General features: G+C 38.9%; 17 protein-coding genes. 3 read left to right on the forward strand and 14 right to left on the reverse strand.

Translation table 11 applies throughout. The annotated features are described in order from the left end of the window. Nucleotides 1-58: 58 nt before the first annotated feature. Nucleotides 59-733, reverse strand: a complete 675-nt coding sequence (locus ETP70_RS09135) for a response regulator transcription factor (protein WP_151900896.1) — start codon at nucleotides 731-733, stop codon at nucleotides 59-61. Nucleotides 734-819: 86 nt separating this feature from the next. Here ETP70_RS09135 and ETP70_RS09140 point away from each other — a divergent pair, with 86 nt between their 5' ends. Then, nucleotides 820-1,269 (forward strand): hypothetical protein, encoded by a 450-nt coding sequence (locus tag ETP70_RS09140; RefSeq protein ID WP_151900897.1) that lies wholly within the window; start codon nucleotides 820-822, stop codon nucleotides 1,267-1,269. Here ETP70_RS09140 and ETP70_RS09145 read toward each other — a convergent pair. Then, nucleotides 1,266-2,072: a TIGR00282 family metallophosphoesterase gene (locus ETP70_RS09145; protein WP_151900898.1), complete on the reverse strand. Its 807-nt coding sequence runs from the start codon at nucleotides 2,070-2,072 to the stop codon at nucleotides 1,266-1,268. The genes ETP70_RS09140 and ETP70_RS09145 overlap by 4 nt on opposite strands. 82 nt (nucleotides 2,073-2,154) lie before the next feature. On the opposite strand from ETP70_RS09145, the gene ETP70_RS09150 reads away from it, so the two are divergent. Next, nucleotides 2,155-3,165 (forward strand): amidoligase family protein, encoded by a 1,011-nt coding sequence (locus ETP70_RS09150; RefSeq protein ID WP_151900899.1) that lies wholly within the window; start codon nucleotides 2,155-2,157, stop codon nucleotides 3,163-3,165. Beyond that, on the forward strand, nucleotides 3,144-3,818 hold the full coding sequence (locus tag ETP70_RS09155; protein ID WP_151900900.1) for a gamma-glutamyl-gamma-aminobutyrate hydrolase family protein: 675 nt from the start codon (nucleotides 3,144-3,146) through the stop codon (nucleotides 3,816-3,818). Before ETP70_RS09150 ends, ETP70_RS09155 begins: the two co-directional genes overlap by 22 nt. On the opposite strand, the gene ETP70_RS09160 is transcribed toward ETP70_RS09155, so the two are convergent. The 12 genes from ETP70_RS09160 to yajC are packed head-to-tail and all read right to left on the reverse strand — an operon-like array spanning nucleotide 3,811 to nucleotide 17,288. Next, complete coding sequence (locus ETP70_RS09160; RefSeq protein ID WP_151900901.1) at nucleotides 3,811-4,221, reverse strand: YqaA family protein; 411 nt, start codon at nucleotides 4,219-4,221, stop codon at nucleotides 3,811-3,813. The two genes, ETP70_RS09155 and ETP70_RS09160, sit on opposite strands and share 8 nt — an antisense overlap. Beyond that, a complete protein-coding gene (mfd, locus tag ETP70_RS09165) occupies nucleotides 4,222-7,215 on the reverse strand; it encodes a transcription-repair coupling factor (protein WP_151900902.1) in 2,994 nt (997 codons plus the stop codon). Beyond that, nucleotides 7,215-7,586, reverse strand: coding sequence for a bactofilin family protein (locus ETP70_RS09170; RefSeq protein ID WP_151900903.1), 372 nt, complete (start codon nucleotides 7,584-7,586; stop codon nucleotides 7,215-7,217). The genes mfd and ETP70_RS09170 overlap by 1 nt, the downstream gene beginning before the upstream one ends. Then, complete coding sequence (locus ETP70_RS09175) at nucleotides 7,487-8,446, reverse strand: peptidoglycan DD-metalloendopeptidase family protein (RefSeq protein ID WP_230973255.1); 960 nt, start codon at nucleotides 8,444-8,446, stop codon at nucleotides 7,487-7,489. The genes ETP70_RS09170 and ETP70_RS09175 overlap by 100 nt, the downstream gene beginning before the upstream one ends. After that, entirely contained in the window at nucleotides 8,436-9,581 is a 1,146-nt protein-coding gene (locus ETP70_RS09180) for a bifunctional folylpolyglutamate synthase/dihydrofolate synthase (RefSeq protein WP_230973256.1), read from the reverse strand. The genes ETP70_RS09175 and ETP70_RS09180 overlap by 11 nt, the downstream gene beginning before the upstream one ends. Before the next feature lie 2 nt (nucleotides 9,582-9,583). After that, nucleotides 9,584-11,131 carry a GGDEF domain-containing protein gene (locus ETP70_RS09185; RefSeq protein ID WP_151900905.1) on the reverse strand — a complete coding sequence of 516 codons (1,548 nt, stop codon included), beginning with the start codon at nucleotides 11,129-11,131 and terminating at the stop codon, nucleotides 9,584-9,586. Between the two features lie 16 nt (nucleotides 11,132-11,147). Continuing rightward, nucleotides 11,148-11,666 (reverse strand): LPS assembly lipoprotein LptE, encoded by a 519-nt coding sequence (gene lptE / locus ETP70_RS09190; RefSeq protein WP_188109978.1) that lies wholly within the window; start codon nucleotides 11,664-11,666, stop codon nucleotides 11,148-11,150. 2 nt (nucleotides 11,667-11,668) lie between these two features. Beyond that, complete coding sequence (gene leuS, locus ETP70_RS09195) at nucleotides 11,669-14,140, reverse strand: leucine--tRNA ligase (RefSeq protein WP_151900906.1); 2,472 nt, start codon at nucleotides 14,138-14,140, stop codon at nucleotides 11,669-11,671. A gap of 14 nt (nucleotides 14,141-14,154) precedes the next feature. After that, entirely contained in the window at nucleotides 14,155-14,493 is a 339-nt protein-coding gene (locus ETP70_RS09200) for a DUF6394 family protein (RefSeq protein WP_151900907.1), read from the reverse strand. Then, nucleotides 14,493-15,464, reverse strand: a complete 972-nt coding sequence (gene secF, locus ETP70_RS09205) for a protein translocase subunit SecF (protein ID WP_151900908.1) — start codon at nucleotides 15,462-15,464, stop codon at nucleotides 14,493-14,495. The genes ETP70_RS09200 and secF overlap by 1 nt, the downstream gene beginning before the upstream one ends. Before the next feature lie 2 nt (nucleotides 15,465-15,466). Then, nucleotides 15,467-17,032: a protein translocase subunit SecD gene (gene secD, locus ETP70_RS09210; RefSeq protein ID WP_151900909.1), complete on the reverse strand. Its 1,566-nt coding sequence runs from the start codon at nucleotides 17,030-17,032 to the stop codon at nucleotides 15,467-15,469. Then, entirely contained in the window at nucleotides 17,022-17,288 is a 267-nt protein-coding gene (gene yajC, locus ETP70_RS09215) for a preprotein translocase subunit YajC (protein WP_151900910.1), read from the reverse strand. The genes secD and yajC overlap by 11 nt, the downstream gene beginning before the upstream one ends. Nucleotides 17,289-17,332 lie beyond the last annotated feature (44 nt).

Below are 17,332 nucleotides of genomic sequence, written 5' to 3' on the forward strand. Positions count from 1 at the left end.
TCCTAAGAGCAACAATATAACCAAGAAAAATCAAGAAAGCTAAAAATATGTCAATTTGTTAACATATTTTATACCCTACTCCGCGAACTGTTTGTATATAGTCTTTTGACTTGTCCGGGTCTATCTTCTCTTTGAGCCTGTTGATGGCAACATTGACAGTCTTGTACTGGTGGTTTTCACTGTCACCCCAAACATTTTCAAGCAGATAATCCCTGTCAAGTACACTGTTTTTATTTAAGATAAATTCACTTAAAAGATCAAATTCAAGCTTTGTCACATCAACAGGTCTTCCGTCTACATGTAATGTTCTGCTGCTTTTGTCAAGCAGTAAATCTCTAAAAAGCAATTTTGAATTATTGTATTTTTTTGAAGTTCTTTTTAACACAGATCGGATGCGAAGGACCAATTCTTTCATATTAAACGGTTTCGTGATGTAATCATCTCCGCCTCGCAAAAAGCCACTCTCAATATCTTCATCTCTGTCTTTTGCACTTAAAAATATAACGGGTATATCAAGCCCCTCATCACGTAGTTTTGCAACAAACTCACTTCCTTCAACACCGGGAAGGTTCCTGTCCATTATAAGTAAATCTATATCTTCTTCATCTAAAATCTGCACAACTGTTTTTGTATTTAAAAAGCCTATTGTTTCAAATCCCTCTTTTTCCAGGGTGTATTCCAACAGTTCGAGCAAATCTTCCTCATCTTCAACTATTACTATATTTGCACTCATAAATATGCCTTAATATTTTTTATAATTATATCAAAGATTCTATGGTATAATAAATCAATTGCGGAAATTTTGAAGAGGAAAAAAAGATGTTTGTTTCATCATACAATACATATATACCAAACAAGCACACATCAAAAATAGATAAAAATACGCAAAATGAAAGAGACAATTTCTCTCAAGAGCAAGAAAAAGTATTCTCAAAAAGCCTTGAAAAAGTTGTTGCTTCTTCTGTAAAAATACCACTCAATTATATTTCAAACTATAAGTCATTACACAACCAGCAGTTACTGCAACAGCAAAATACACCCAAAAAAGAGTATGCCAAAACAAAATTTGAAAAAATAAAAAAAATCAGCAGTGCCCAGAATGCCTACAGTGAAAATTCTCACTATTTTTCTCTTGCGCAAAAACCCAAAACAGCGTTAACACAAGAGGTCAAACAGCCTGAAAACATACAACGCAACACTCTTTTAAAACAGAAATTTATCAATACCTATATTGCAAATGACAACTACTACAGAGTAACTGCCGCCTAATCCAGCCATGCCTCGGTTTTAATCACTCTGCTGTCATCAAAAATTTTCAGTTTATATGCTTCACTGCATTTGCCGTCATTGATTTGCATGACAGCCATCTGCAGAATTTTTTTACACTTTTTTGGAATATCAAAATGCCCTTTTAGACCTGTCAAAAACTGTTTTACAGGAACATCCTTGTCCATGCCTATAATATTGTCACGGCATCCTGTAAGCCCTATATCACTCATATATGCCGTACCGTTTACAATTTGAAAATCATCAGTGCCTACATGAGTATGTGTCCCGATAATTCCGCTTACTTTTCCCTGAAGCATCATCATCAGTGCGCGTTTTTCACTTGTAGCCTCAGCATGAAAATCAACAAAAATATTTTTTATCTCCTGCGTGTGCAGCTCCTCAACCGTATTTTTTGCACAGCGAAAGGCATTGTCGGTATAGGGCATTGCATAGTGCCCCATTATATTAAGGACAGCAAGTTTTTCACCCTTTATATCATAAACACGCAGACCGGTTCCCGGTACTTCCTCAGGATAATTATGGGGCCGCAGCAGTTCATGCGTATCTAAAAGAGGAATAATCTCTTTTTTATCCCAGGTATGATTGCCTCCGCTCATAACATCGATGCCGTAGGAGAAGAGTTCATTTGCATTTTTGAGTGTCAACCCAAAACCGTGAGAAGCATTTTCATAATTTGCAATGACAAAATCTATTTTGTGTTCTTCTTTTATTTTCTTCAGATAATCCCGCAACATAATACGTCCGGGCTGACCTAGTATATCGCCTATAAATGCTATTTTCAATGTATAATTCTTTTCGTTTGTTTTTTAGAATTATAGCCAAATCTTTTCCCTGTTTTTCTTTAAAAAACAGTATAATTACAGTATGAATCATTTTATGCAACCACCTGTACGTATCAACGCTTCAAATGAGCTTCGAAAAGTCGGCTTTGAACTTGAATACAGTGCCATTGAGTTACAAAAAAGTGCAGAATTACTTATTGAAACTTTAGAATCCGGCAGTATGGAAAAAATAAATCCTTATCATTACAAAATCAGAGATACCTGCTGTGGCGACTTTAATCTTATCCTTGATTTTCAGTTTCTTATTTCACAGGGTTTGCAAAAATGGCTGCAGAATATAGGACTTGACCAGTTTATCGAAACAGAAATCGCACTGGCTTTGGAAGAGTTCATAGCCACCCTTTCTCAAACTATCGTGCCTTATGAAATCACAACACCGCCGCTTCCTTTGGATAAAATTGCAATTATAGAGAAGATAAAAGAGACGTTTCGAATAAACGGAGCACTTGGAACTGATGCCAATCCTCTCTATGCCTTTGGCTTTCATATCAATCCTCAGGCCTTCTCTTTTGAAGTAAAAGAAATTATTGATACACTCAGGGCCTTTTTCATTCTTTATGAGACGCTTGTGCTATGGCTGCAACCTGATATTGTACGCAGAATCAGCCCCTATATCAAACCTTTTGAAGAGGAGTATATACAAAAAGTACTCAAAGCCTCTTACAAACCGGATATGAACCGGTTTATCTGTGACTATCTGCAATATAACCCTACCCGTAATCGCGCACTGGACCTCTTGCCTCTGCTTGCCTGGATAGATTCCAATCAGGTTTTCAAGACACTTCCCGAAGAAAAAATTTCACCACGTCCTGCCTATCATTATCGCCTTCCAAACTCCAAGGTTGACAAAAAAGAGTGGCACACTTACGATGCCTGGAACAGCTGGGTCATCATTGAAAAACTCGCTCAAGACAAAGAGATGCTTGCACAACTTGCCGGCGAATACAGCAAATACCTCACTGACCCTTTTTCGTTTTTGAAAAAAGAGAAGTGGTTGCAGCAGGTAAATGTATGGCTGAAAAAACAAATATAATCATAACAGGCTCAAGCAAAGGAAGTCGCAGTGCCTGGATGACAAGTCGTGCTTTGCTCACGCTTTTTGGTGTGAATGCAAGGTTTTTGCATCCTGATAATTGGGACAAGAACACCCAAATGGATGGGCTTGTGCTTACAGGAGGTGTGGATATTGATCCGCATACTTTTCATACATCCAGGCACCCCAGTGTAAAAAAAACCGAACCACTGCGTGATGCAATGGAACTCTTTTTACTTGAGCGCGCACTCACACAAAACATTCCCGTTATGGGAATATGCAGAGGCATGCAGCTTATCAATCTCTTTATGGGCGGATCACTTCACCCGCATATACCGGAAATGGATTTGGATTTTAGACATCCGCATTCTCTGCTGCCTCAAAACACCATCAAAATAGAACCAAAAAGCCATCTGCATAAAATTCTCAAAGCCGAAAAATTAAAAGTCAATGCCCTGCATCATCAAACAGTGAGAACACTTGGAAAAGGGCTGAAAGTTGCAGCAAAAGATACAAACGGCCTCATACAGGCCATTGAAACAGACAATGAAGACTTCATTCTGGGTCTGCAGTGGCACCCGGAGTTTATGCCCTATCACTGGAGTACCTACCGCATTTTTGAAGCTTTTTCCAAAGAGATAAAAATCAGATAAAAAAAAGTGCCAACAGTATATAACGAATACCTTTTGCAAACAGAACAAGCAAAAAAAATCTTTTAAAGTTATAATGCAGAGCACCGGCTACAAAAGTAATAGGGTCACCGATGATCGGAGCCCAGGAGAGCAGCAGCACGATGGCACCGTAACGATCAAACATTGATTCGGCTTTTTTATACGCTCTCATTTTTACATATTTTTTCTGTGCCAGATAATCAACCCCTTTTTTGCCCAAAAAGTAGTTCAAACAGGAACCAAGGGTATTGCCGAGTGTAGCAACACCCAGCAGAGCATAAATATTGTAACCGGCGGTAATATCATAAACCAATACAGCTTCACTCACTACCGGCAATAAAGTCGCGGCACCGAAAGCGCTTAAAAAAAGAGTAATATAGACCAACTAGAGCACTTTTGGTTTGCTGTTTCTTAAATAGTACAGTGTTGCTTTAATAATGTCATCATCATCTTTCGAATCTGATTTTATTGTCTCCTTGGACTCATTTAAATAGGTAAATGTGATATTTTGTCCATAGTTTGAAATCGTTTTGATTTTTTTCTCCAGGGACAAAAGTTTAATAACCATCAATTCAAAAAACTGTTTGGTAGGAATGTCCAATTCGCCAAAACGGTCAATTACCTCTTCTTCTATTTCATAGATCTCCACAGCACTTTCACACTGGGCAAGTCTTCTGTAGATATCTAAACGCAACCTGTCTTCTTGTACAATTTCATCACTGATAAAAGCGGATATGCTCAGTTTTACATCTACCTTTGCCCGCTCTCCCTCGGCTGTATTGCTCAACTCTTTTATAGCATCTTCAAGCATTCGAAGATACAGAGAGTAGCCGATATTTTTAATATGTCCGCTTTGTGCATCTCCTACAAGATTCCCGCCGCCGCGAATTTCCAAATCATGATGTGCCAGCACAGAACCCGAACCTAAAAAGGAGTTCGATTCTAATGCCAAAAGGCGTTTTTTGGCTTCATCTGTCAAATTTTCTTTGTTTTGTACAATAAAATAGGCAAAACCCTCATTGTGTCCACGACCTACACGCCCGCGAAGCTGATGCAAATCTGCTATACCAAATCTGTCTGCACCGTCTACAATGATGGTATTGACACGGGGCATATGAATACCGCTCTCAATAATGGAGGTGGCTATCATGACATCATATTCGCCTGCTTCAAATTTCAGCAGCTCTTTTTCTGTTTCCACTGCCGATATTTTAGAATGCAGCATCAGCATTCTCAAGTCAGGTAACAGGGCCTGCAGTTCTCCCAGTTTTATAGGCATATGGTCAATTGAATTGTGCACATAAAAAACCTGACCGCCACGACGAAGTTCTCTCAAAATAACCTCTTTTATCAGCTTTTCATCATACTCTTTTACAAAAGTCCTTACACCCTGGCGCTCACTCGGCGCTGTCAATAGCTGACTCATTGTTTTTATGGAACTGAGTGCCTGATTGAGTGATCGCGGAATCGGTGTTGCACTCATAGAGAGCAGATGCACATTATGGTAGAGCTCTTTGATTTTCTCTTTTTGCTTCACGCCAAACTTGTGTTCTTCATCTATAATAACGACGCCAAGTTTCTTAAATTCCAGTCCAAAAAGCGTATGCGTCCCGACAACACAATCTATTTCACCGCTTGCCAGCCCTTTAATAACTGCATTTTTCTCTTTTGTGGTGACAAATCTGTCAAGTTTTGCATAACGGATACTCAAATCTTTAAACCGCTCATCCAAAGAACGCCAGTGCTGTGCTGAAAGCAGTGTAGTTGGTACAATAAATGCCGACTGATAGCCTGACTTGTAGGCTGCATAAATAGTGTTGAGTGCGATTTCTGTTTTACCAAAACCGACATCTCCGCTTAAAAGTCGGTCCATTATATGCCCTGAACTCATTTGTGAGAGTATCTCCTCAACAGCCTGAGTCTGGTCATCTGTATATTCAAAGCCTGAAAGTGCCTGAAACTGCTCCAGCTCTTTTTTATCCAAAGAAATCTTTGGTGCTTTTATAAGCGCTCTTGCTGCTGCCGTGTTAACAATCTGTCCTGCAATTTCAAGCAGCCTTTTTTTTACCTTTGCCTTGAGTTTGCCAAAGCTTCCTTTTCCCAGCCTGTCCAGTACAGGTGTCGCACCGCCTCCTGCGATGTAACGGTCAATATAGTCGAGGTTTTCTACAGGCAGCAGTATTTTATCATCACCGACATATTTAATGACGATAAAGTCTTTGACTCCGCCGAGTATTTCGGTTTTTTCAATTTTTTCAAAGATACCGACACCATAATCTTCATGAACTACATAATCACCTGCTTTTAAATCATCCAAAAGAATAGAGGTTTTTCTTCTGCGGCGTTTTTTATCGGCTTTGTTCAGTGATATAACCAGCTCATCAGGTGTAATAATATTTAATATATAAGGAGCCTCTACAATGCTTAAACCTGTTGTATCATAAATACCGGCCTGTTTTATTGTCGCATTATTTGCAGCAATGAGCGTTACTTTCTTGTTTGGATGTACTTTTAAAAGCTGGGCGGCATTGACAACAACCAACTCTTTGACGGCATCGTTTTCTTCTAACAATTCAAGATCAAAAGCATCTCTTGGAAGCTGCGGATTGTTTATACCGTAGGCATCTTTGAGTATATTGTCTAAATTTCTGACAAGTTTGACATTTTTGCCTGCTAAAAAATTCTCTGCCAATTCATCAAGATGCCAAAAGCCCAAAGAGGCTACATCTTTGTTGAGTGCATCAAATTCACTCTTTTGTATTTTTTGATGCAAGGCATTGTAGGATGCTTCATCCAGAGCATAAAAAGCACTTCGTATTTCTACACTTTCCAAATCATCGCCGAGGGTTCTTTGTGTTTCAAGGGCAAAGGATTTTATTTGTTCTATTTCATTGTCAAAGAGGGAAATTCTTATCGGATTTTCGGAAGAAGGCACAAAAATATCTATAATATCCCCACGATGAGAAATTTCACCTGCAACCTGTACCATATCAACAAAAGTGTATCCCCAGTAAAGCATCTGCTCTTTAAACTCTTTGAGATTAATCTCTGAGCCAAATTCAAGCCTCATCTCACCGAGCAGCTCTTTTTTTGGCAAATGAAAGAGAAGTGTTTTTAAAGGAGATATTACAAGTGGTTTTTTCGCGCAAAAATAGTATGTTCTTAAAGCAAAACAGAGTTCGTGCAACTCTTCTTTGTAAGAACGCAAATCATCACCGTAACCTGGTCTGAAATCGGGAAAAACAACAACATCCCGTCCAAAAAACTTTGCTACATTTTCAAGTTCATATGCTTCTTTTGCATCTTCACATACCAAAACTTCAAGGGCATCTTTTTGTGCATTGTTTTTAAAATGATTAAATAAAATTGCCTGTGACATTACTTTCCTGTTTCTTTTACTATTGAGTTTCCCTGAAAAATACCTTTGGCCTCTATGACAAGTTCAAGCGAGGTAATTTCGCCATTTACATGTCCTGCCGCTTTTATCTCGACACGGTCTGCATGTATACTCCCCTCAACCAGGCCTTGAACCACGAGACGCTTTGTTGTAATATCGCCTTTTACATGTCCGTTTTTACCCACATTCACCTCTTTGGACGACTTTATAAACCCCTCTAACTCTCCGTCTATATAAAGATTGCATGTAAGTTCTATTTCGCCTTTGATTTTTGCTCCGGCTGTGACAATTGCTGTGTTTGCATCTGTTTTATCACTTTTATCCGTGATGTTGCCATTATTAAAGATTGCCATGGTATCTTTTTCTCCTTTTTAAAAATTTCATCATAATTTTGCTGTGTCCATTTTATAAAATAATACGGATTTAATGCACGGTGAATAAAGCGTATTTCATAATGCAAATGCGGTCCGTTACTGAGCCCGGAATTGCCTGTATAGGCAATTAAATCACCTTTTTTTACAAATTGTCCTGACTTTACCACAATTTTGTTTAAATGTCCAAAGTACGATTTAAAACCATACACATGTTCGAGTATGACAAGTTTTCCAAAACCGCTGCGCCTGTGCAGCCCTGCCCATTCAACAATACCGTCAGCCGTTGCATACACAGGAGTATTGAATTTCGCTTTCATGTCAGAACCACGATGAAACTCTTTTTTATGCAGTGTCGGGTGTATTCTGTAGCCGAATTTGCTTGTAATTCCATGGTATTTTACAGGGGATCCGCTTGGTATAAGTTCCAGCAGTGTTGCTCTGTGCGATGAACTGAGCATTGTCATATTTACTCTTTCGGCCAAAGATTCAGTCGCAAGAGGTTTGAGCCCTATGAGCGTTTCAATCTGAGACAAAGAATCTGAAAGTTCATCAAGCTCTTTTTCTTTTGCCAAAAGGGAATGTGTTGTACTCTTCATCTCTTTTTGCAAGGCTTGATTTTGACGCAGCATCTCTTTATATGCCTGTGCCACTTCATTTTTTTTACTCTGCAGTTTATCTACACTGGCATTTAAATACAAAATAGTTCCTGCGGCAATCAGTACAATACTCAGTAAAAAAAGTCCGGTATACAAAAAAGCTTTTTTTATAAACTTGTGAACATTAAACTGCTTGACACCGTTGTCATCATGAATAGTAACCGTAAAATGATTATCCACCATGCACCTTCAAAAATGTTTCCACAACACTGAAGGAGCCAAAAACAAGATAATTTTTATTTGCATCTATTCCTTGAAAGCTTGTGTGTTTCATCTGCAAATCCTCTATTGCCTTTTTGAGTTTGCTCAATTCTTCTATTCTTTTATCTTCTACCGCTATAATTTCCACATGTTCAATTATCGGCTGTAAAACAGTAAGTATTTCACTGTAATTTTTATCTTTAAAACTATTATAAACCAATATATATTTATTCTCTTTTAAACTTTCATAAATTGAACGTGCTGCAAGCGTGTTGTGTCCCACATCTATCAGTATGTTTGTCTCTAATTGAGAAAGTCTGCCAAATAATTTTGCATGCTTAAAATCTTCTGCTTCGTACGAAATGCCCAGACTCTTTAATGCCGCGATACTTACCATTAAATTTTCTTTTAAATAGCACGCCAACCTGTGATACCTGGCAATTTTTTCAATCTTCGCTTTGTCTTGTGCATCTAAAAGTTCACTGTAATCTGCGACATGGATATTTTTTTCCTGTGCGATTTTTTTGGCAATCTGCATCACTTCTTTATGTGGCTGTTTGGACACAATTACTTTTTTTTGCATAGCATTGAGTTTTGTCGTGGCTATGGACAAAATATCCGAACCCAAAAAAGCTTCATGATCAAAACCAACCGGTGTCACAAGTGTTAAAATATTTTCAAATACCGCTGTTGCATCATGCTCTCCGCCAAGCCCTGCCTCAAGAACAATATAGTCACACTCCTGATACAAAAAAACTGCCAAAAGTGTTGTATATTCAAAGTAGCTTAATGAATCTGCATCCTGGGGATCCAACAGTGATAAAAGCTTTTGATGCGCTTCGTTTAAGAGTATATCACTGACATTTTCTCCGTTGAACCAAATGCGTTCATTGAAAGTCAGTATATGCGGAGAGGTATAATGCCCCGTAGTAAACCCCAAAGAGTACAAGGCTGACGCCAAAAAACGTCCTGTTGTCCCTTTTCCGTTTGTGCCCACAAGATGAATAATTTTTGGCAATTTTAATGAAGCTTTGATTTTTGCGTATACTCTGGGCATACGGGTGTAGTCTATGGTGTCATAATATAATGGTTTGCTGCTAAGAAATTCCTCTAACACGTTTATTTTTTATACTCCACTCTGTTTCTTCCCTCTTTTTTGGCTTTATACAGATACTCATCGGCAGAATTTATCGTCGCGTCAAGCGAAATATGATCACTTCTTTGCGCAACACCGGCACTCACAGTCACTTTAATACGCTTGCCTTTATATACAAAACGAGTCTTTTCAACATGCTTTCTCACCTTTTGGGCAAAAGTCACACCACCTTCCAAATCCGTCTCACTTAAAAGTGCCAAAAATTCTTCGCCTCCAAAACGCCCGACTATATCCACTGTTCTACTCTCTTTTTTGAGTATTTTGGCAAATGCCGCCAAAACCGCATCCCCGGCTTCATGTCCAAAGGTATCATTTACTTTTTTAAAAAAGTCTATATCAAACATAACAATGACAAAATTATGCCCATAACGTTTGTACTCTGCCTCTTTCATCGTTAAAAACTCATCAATCGCGCGCTTGTTATACAACTTCGTTAAAAAGTCCTCTTTTGATTCCTGTTTTGCTTCTTCAAGCTCTTTTTCAAGTGTACGGACTTTTTTGCTCAAAGCTTTGACTTCCTCACTGTGTCCTTGCAAATCTTTACTTAAAAGATGTGTATTTTTCTCTAAGGCAACAGCAATTGTAAAAAGTTTTTTATGTGCAAGTGCAAAGTTTACAGTTGATTCTTCCGTATAAGATTCCAACTCAAGTTTTATTTTTTGTATTTCGGCATTTGAGTTGTCAGAACTCTCTATCATGTCTATAAGACGCAGTGAAAGTTTATCGAGAACTCCGTCAATAGACTCTACCATCTCTTTGACAGTTTCTTTGTCAAGTGCTATGCGCAAAGATATGGCTGACCTGATTTCATTTTCAACACTTTCATGTTCAAGCAGTTCAGGATTTTTCTGGATTTTTTCACTCAAAGCTGCAATCGTATCATTCACACTCGAAGCAATGGAGGGAACAAAAGAAGCTATCAAAAGTTTTGATATTTTCTGTAAATCCACACTTTGGTTTTCTTGTGCACCAACACATTCCAAATGTAAATTTTCAATAGTTTTTTGTAAATCCCGCGTATCTACATCACCGTACTCTTTCAATTTTTGCAAAAAAGCATCATCATAAGTAGTTAAAAAATTGACCCATCGTTGTCGAAACTGGTCCAACTGTTCAGGCTGGGCGCCATGCTCTATAAGTTCCAGAGTTTTTTGTGCAAGCTCACCCGCTTCTTTGTTGTGCAGTACAGTAATAACCTGCAGTACCCTTTTTGTCAGTAATGTTTGGGATTCAAGCAGGTTTGAACACTGCGTAGGGTTGGTTCTGTTGAGTTTTGAAATCAGCAAACGTACAAACTCATGCATCGTTTTTATATTGTATTTTTTGAGCTCTTTTTGTAAGTCTTTGTTGAGCATGGCATTGAACTTGTCAATATGTTGACAATCTTCAACCTGCATATTTGCTTTTTGCGCCTCTTTGCAAAATGCTTCTGCATAAAAGTCAGGAGTCAGTAATTTTCCTTCGAGTTTTAATCTTTTGACAGCTTTACTTATGATTGTTTGTATAGTCATGTAATCTTCTCCTGATTTATAGTTGTGATCCTTCTGCTGAGACCTGTGCAACAAAAGATGCTATAGCCTTGATGGCACTGAATTTTATCGCATCAAATCGTTCCTGATCTGTTATAACAGCATTTGGTACAACCGAAAAGTCATAGGTACCTCTTGCCGTATACGTTTTTTTAATATTTTTTGATTCTCTTGCAATCTTTAAAACAATTTTTGCCCGATATGCAATAATATACCCTTCTGCATTATACTGAATTGGCGAATAACTCGGTGGTGTCAGAGAAAAATTCAACGTTGTATCGGCATGGGATTTGTCTGTTAGAGAGGCATGAAAAATTTCCACAATGGCGCTGTCTACCGCATCTTTTATTAAAACAGTATTTTGGGGATCCAAAGCTGAAATGACAACATGTGTGTATATTTTTGAACCAATGACACTTCTGGCATACTTTGAACTTGGCTTATATCCGCATGCATTCATTGAAACAAGAAGAATCAAAAGAACAAATACCTTCAATGCATGTGAATATTTTCTCATTCTTAGCCCTTTACAACAATATTGACAAGCTTTTTAGGAACAAAAATCTCTTTGACAATCTCTTTGCCTTCAAGCCACTTGGCAATATTTTCTTTTGCTGCTGCAATAATTGTCTCTTTATCAGCATCAGCGGCAACTTCAATTTCCCCTCTTTTTTTCCCGTTGAGAGAAACACCCAAAGAGATGCTCTCTTCTACAAAAACTTCTTCTACTGTTTCTTGCGGAGCCAGGTTGTTCAGTTTGAAATATTGCTCACTGATTTCATGACAGGTATGAGGAATAACAGGTTCCATAATCGAGCTGAGTATCCAGTATCCTTCCGTCCATACATCTGCATTTTTTTGTGCATTGAGCGCATTCATCGCCTCCATGACACCGGCAATCATTGTATTAAATGTGTATCTTTCATTATAAACATCTTCGGCACGTTTGAGTGCTTCATAGACTTTTTTACGGGCAAATTTCTCTTCTTTACTCAAGTCTGCATGATTGATTTCAGGCTTCTCGTTACATGTAAAGACATTTGCACTTCGCTCAAAAAATCTTTTTATAAACTTATAGGCACCTTCAACAGCACTGTCATTCCATTCAAGTTCCTGTGTCGGCGGTGCGGCAAAAAGTATAAACAGACGTGCCGTATCTGCACCGTATTTCTCAATGATGGCATCAGGGTCAACCGTATTGCCCTTTGATTTGCTCATTTTGGCCCCGTCTTTAAGTACCATTCCCTGGGTTAAAAGTTTCTCAAAAGGTTCATCCAAATCAATATAACCCAAATCACGGAACACTTTTGTAAAAAAACGCGCATATAAAAGGTGTAAAATCGCATGTTCTATCCCACCGATGTAATGATCAACACCTTCATGCCCTTTTTGGTGCATCCAGTATTTTATCTGCTCAGGTGAAAATGCCTCTTTTTCCCAGTTTTGAGGCGATGCACAAAAACGCAGGAAATACCAGGAGGATTCTACAAAAGTATCCATCGTATCTGTTTCACGAACAGCATCTTTGCCACACTCCGGACATTTACAGTGTTTCCATGTCGGGTGTTTTTCCAAAGGATTTCCCTCTCCTGTAATCTCTACATCATCCGGCAGAGCCACAGGAAGATTCTCTTTTTTCTCCATAACAAGACCGCACGCCTCACAATGAATAAAAGGAATAGGTGCACCCCAGTATCTTTGACGACTCACACCCCAGTCTTTGAGTTTATAGTTTGTCGTCTTTTTGCCCAAACCTTTTTGTTCAAACACAGCTATGATTTTTTCCTGTGCCTCTTGAGAGTTCATCCCTGTAAATTCGCCGGAATTTATAAGCTCACCGACTTCTGTAAAAGCAGATTTTGAAAAGTCATGTTCTGTTTTAAAAGGCTTGATAACCGGTTTTACAGGCAGGTCATACTTTTTAGCAAAATCATAATCTCTCTCATCATGTGCAGGTACGGCCATAACCGCTCCGCTTCCATAATCCATCAATACAAAATTTGCCACCCAGACAGGAATTTTTTCTCCTGTGAGCGGATGCGTTACATGTAAACCAAGCGAAACACCCGATTTCTCTTTTTGCCGCTCGATTGAAGAGGTGTTTTTCATAGTCTCAATTTGTGCAATAACCGAATCATCAAGCAATTTGTTCTCTATCATATACGAAACAATTTCATGTTCAGGTGCCAAAGCCGTATAACTCACACCGTAAATTGTGTCAGGTCTTGTTGTAAAAACATCAAAACACTCAAATGTATGCGAAAGTTTTGCTTGACTTGCTTCATCAAAGTGTAAATCAAAAGCAAGTCCGTTTGACTTGCCTATCCAGTTTTCCTGCATCGTCAGAACCTGTTTTGGCCAGCCACCTTCAAGTTTTTTCAAATCATTTAAAAGTTCGTCTGCATAGGCAGTAATTTTAAAATAGTACTGATTCATCTCTTTTTTGACAATCGGTGTGTCACATCGCCAGCAACATCCATCCACTACCTGCTCGTTTGCCAAAACAGTCTGATCATGCGGACACCAGTTAAGCATCCCTTTTTCACGGTACAGCAGACCTTTGTTATACATATCTATAATGAAGCCCTGTTCAAACTTCGTATAAAGCTCATCACTTGTGGCAAATTCACGTTTGCGTGAAAAAGAGAAACCCAGAGAATAAAATTCGTTTTTCATATAGTCAATGTTGTCATAGGTCCAGCTTTTAGGATGTGAACCGTTTTTTATAGCAGCATTTTCCGCAGGCATACCAAAGCTGTCAAAGCCAATCGGGTGTAAAACATTTTTGCCCTGCTGTCTGTGGTAACGCGCAAAAGCATCACTGATAGAGTAGTTTCTTACATGTCCCATATGCAGACGTCCGCTTGGAAAAGGAAACATTGAAAGAATGTATTTTTTCTCTTTGGTAAAATCTTCACTCGGCTCAAAACTTTCGTTTTGATTCCAGTATTCCTGCCATTTTTTTTCTATAGTTTTTGCGTTATATTCCAATTTTATTCTTCCTGTTAATATTCTTCGTGTGTTTTACTGCTCTCAATGTAGACAAGTCCCATTGAAAATACATTGGCAATCAATGCACCGATTGCCAGGGCAATTGCCCAGGAATCATTCTGCACAATAACCAAAAAGACAAATGCCGGAATCAGGTGCAGGTCTGCCACCAAAGAAGATGCCAACAGTTCGGCTGAAAGCAGATTACGCACACCGATTTTTAAAATTGTTGAAATCAGATTCACACTTGCGGCTATAAACAATGAAATAGCCGTATTTTCATATAAAAACCCTGCGATCGATGTAAGACTCATTAATGAAAAAAATACGTATACTACTTTACCCCAATCCATTACATAACTCCTGATTCAAACTGTTCGCGCATTCTGTTTTTTTCTGCTTCTCTTTTTGCTTTTTCTGCCAGTTTTGCATGATAGTTTTTCACATCAAAACCAAACAGTATCAACAACGGTGAAGCAACAAAGATGGACGAATATGTTCCTACGATTATACCTACCAAAAGCGTAAATGCAAAGGCATGAATAATCTCTCCGCCAAACATAAACAGTGTAAAAACCACAAAAAAGGTCGTTAAAGAGGTCAGTGTCGTACGGGCAAGCGTTCTTGTGATAGATTCATTGATAATCTCTGTCAAATTCGCTTTTTTGGATTTTGTAATCCCTTCGCGGATACGGTCAAAGACAATAATTGTATCGTTGAGCGAATATCCCAAAAGTGTCAGTATTGCAGCAAGTACATCAAGATTGACATCAATCTGAAAGAGAGCCACCGCACCCATTGCAATCGAAACATCATGCACTAACGCGGCTATAGAAGCCACGGCAAATCGCCATTCAAATCGAAATGCCACATAAACAAGAATCGCGGCTATAGAGAGAAAAAGTGCCATAAGCCCTTTCTCTTTTAACTCTGAACCTACTTTTGGACCTACAATATCAACACGGCGAATCGTAAAATTGCCTGTACCCTGCAGTGCTGCTCTTGCAACATCACCGATGTCTTTTGCTACACTCGCACTCGATGTTTTCATACGAATGACAACTTCATCCGGAGAACCGAACTCACTGATGGAAGCACCGTCAAAAAGTTTGTCTGCCTGCAGTTTTTCCCGCATCGCTTTGATAGGGGCTTTTGTGTCATACTTTACCTGAACAATCGTTCCTCCGGCAAAGTCGATCCCGTAATTGAGTCCTTTTGTCGCCAAAATCGCATATGAAGCCAAGATAAGAATAATTGAAACTGCCATCGCAATTTTTGATTTACCCATAAAATCAATGGGCTGTTTATACTTAAAAAATTCCATAATTATCCTTTAATCCCAAACCAGAAACGGTAATTTTTGCTTTTGCCCATTTTAGGTTCAAGCATCTGATAAATTCCGTGTGTTCCGAGAATTGCAGTGAGCATAGATGCCAAAATACCGATACTCATAGTAATGGCAAACCCTTTTATAGCACCTGTACCATAGACATACAAGACAACAGAAGCAATCAGCGTCGTGATATTTGCATCCAAAATTGCCGTCATTGCGTTTGCGTAGCCTTCTTCTATGGCCTTGTGCATAGATTTTCCCTCATAAATGAGTTCACGGATTCTTTCGGTAATAATGACATTCGCATCCACCGCCATACCGACCGTCAGGACAATACCTGCCATACCCGGCAGCGTCAACGTCGCACCAAAAAGACTCATAACCGCCAAAAGAATCAACAAGTTTGCAATCAGGGCAATATTTGCAATTACCCCTGCCATACGATAATAAACCATCATAAAAACAATAACAAGAATAAAACCGCCTATCAGCGCTATCATAGATGCTTTGATACTGTCAGCACCCAGACTTGGGCCGACAGAACGTTTTTCCATCATATATATTGGCGCCAATAATGCACCCGAACGCAGCGCAATTGCCAAATCTTTTGCCTCAAGCACTGTATAGTTTCCGGAAATCTGTCCGCTGCCTCCGCCGATGCGTTCATTAATATTCGGTGCAGAGTAGACTTTTCCGTCAAGTACGACTGCCAGACGTTTGCCTACGTTTTTGCCGGTAAAATCACCGAAGATGTCAGCACCCTCTGCATTGAGTTTAAAATTAATCACCGGACGGTTGTTTTGGTCAAAACCGACATTTGCACCGGTAAGCATCCCGCCATCCAGAATAGGAATTTCATGCACAAGATATTTGATTTTAGGATTTTTCACATCTTCTAAAATAACATCACCGTATGCCGCCGCATCCGCATCGCTCATATTGTAAACCCGTGCATTTCTGGCTTCATCAACTGCCATCATTTCAAGTTTTGCCGCACGAGAAATCAACTCGCGTGCACGCTGTTCTTCCTGCGGTGTTTTAATCCCCGCAAGCTCTACAAGTATCTTGTCTTTTCCCTGACGTGCGACAACGGGCTCTGAGAGTCCGAACTGGTCAAGTCTGTTTCTGATCGTTTCAATTGCCTGCGAGACTGCCTGCTGTTTTGTTTTTTCTATCTCTTTAGGCGTCAGACTCAAGGTTATGACAGAACCTTTGTGTGTAACTTTCACACCTTCAAGTTTTGATAAAAAATCATCAAAGTTTTTAATCTCGTCACTATCAAGCACTTCAAAAGTTACACTTTTGCTGTCAAAGCTCAATCCGTCTATTAAAATGTCATTACGTTCTGCAAAGTGTTTGATACTTGCCGCTATTGATTTAATACGTGATTTAGTCGCTTCCTCGGTTTTCACACCGAGCAGCATATGCAGTCCACCCTGTAAATCAAGGCCTAAGGTTATTTTTTTGCCGCTTTGGGTCTGTAAAAGTGATGGAAGAGAAAATACAATTCCAAACACTATTGCCAGAGCAAAGATGACTATGCGATAATTAAGCTTCATCCTCGAACTTCTTTGCAATGGAATCTTTTGTAATTTTTACGAGTGTATCATCATTGAGTTTTACTGTCAAAAAGTTCTCTTCAACTTTATGAACAACAACGATAAAACCGCCGTTAGTGATGACTTTGTCACCTTTTTTAAGAGATTCAATCATCTCTTTTTTGGCCTTGGCCTCTTTTTGCTGTGGGCGAATAATTACGAAATACATAATTGCAATTAAAAATACAAACGGTAGTAGTTGGGAGATAATTTCCATATCTTGTGCTTCCTTCTCTTATAAAATTGCAGCGATTATACAAA

The sequence above is a fragment of the Sulfurimonas hydrogeniphila genome (assembly GCF_009068765.1).
GTDB classification, from domain to species: Bacteria; Campylobacterota; Campylobacteria; order Campylobacterales; family Sulfurimonadaceae; genus Sulfurimonas; species Sulfurimonas hydrogeniphila.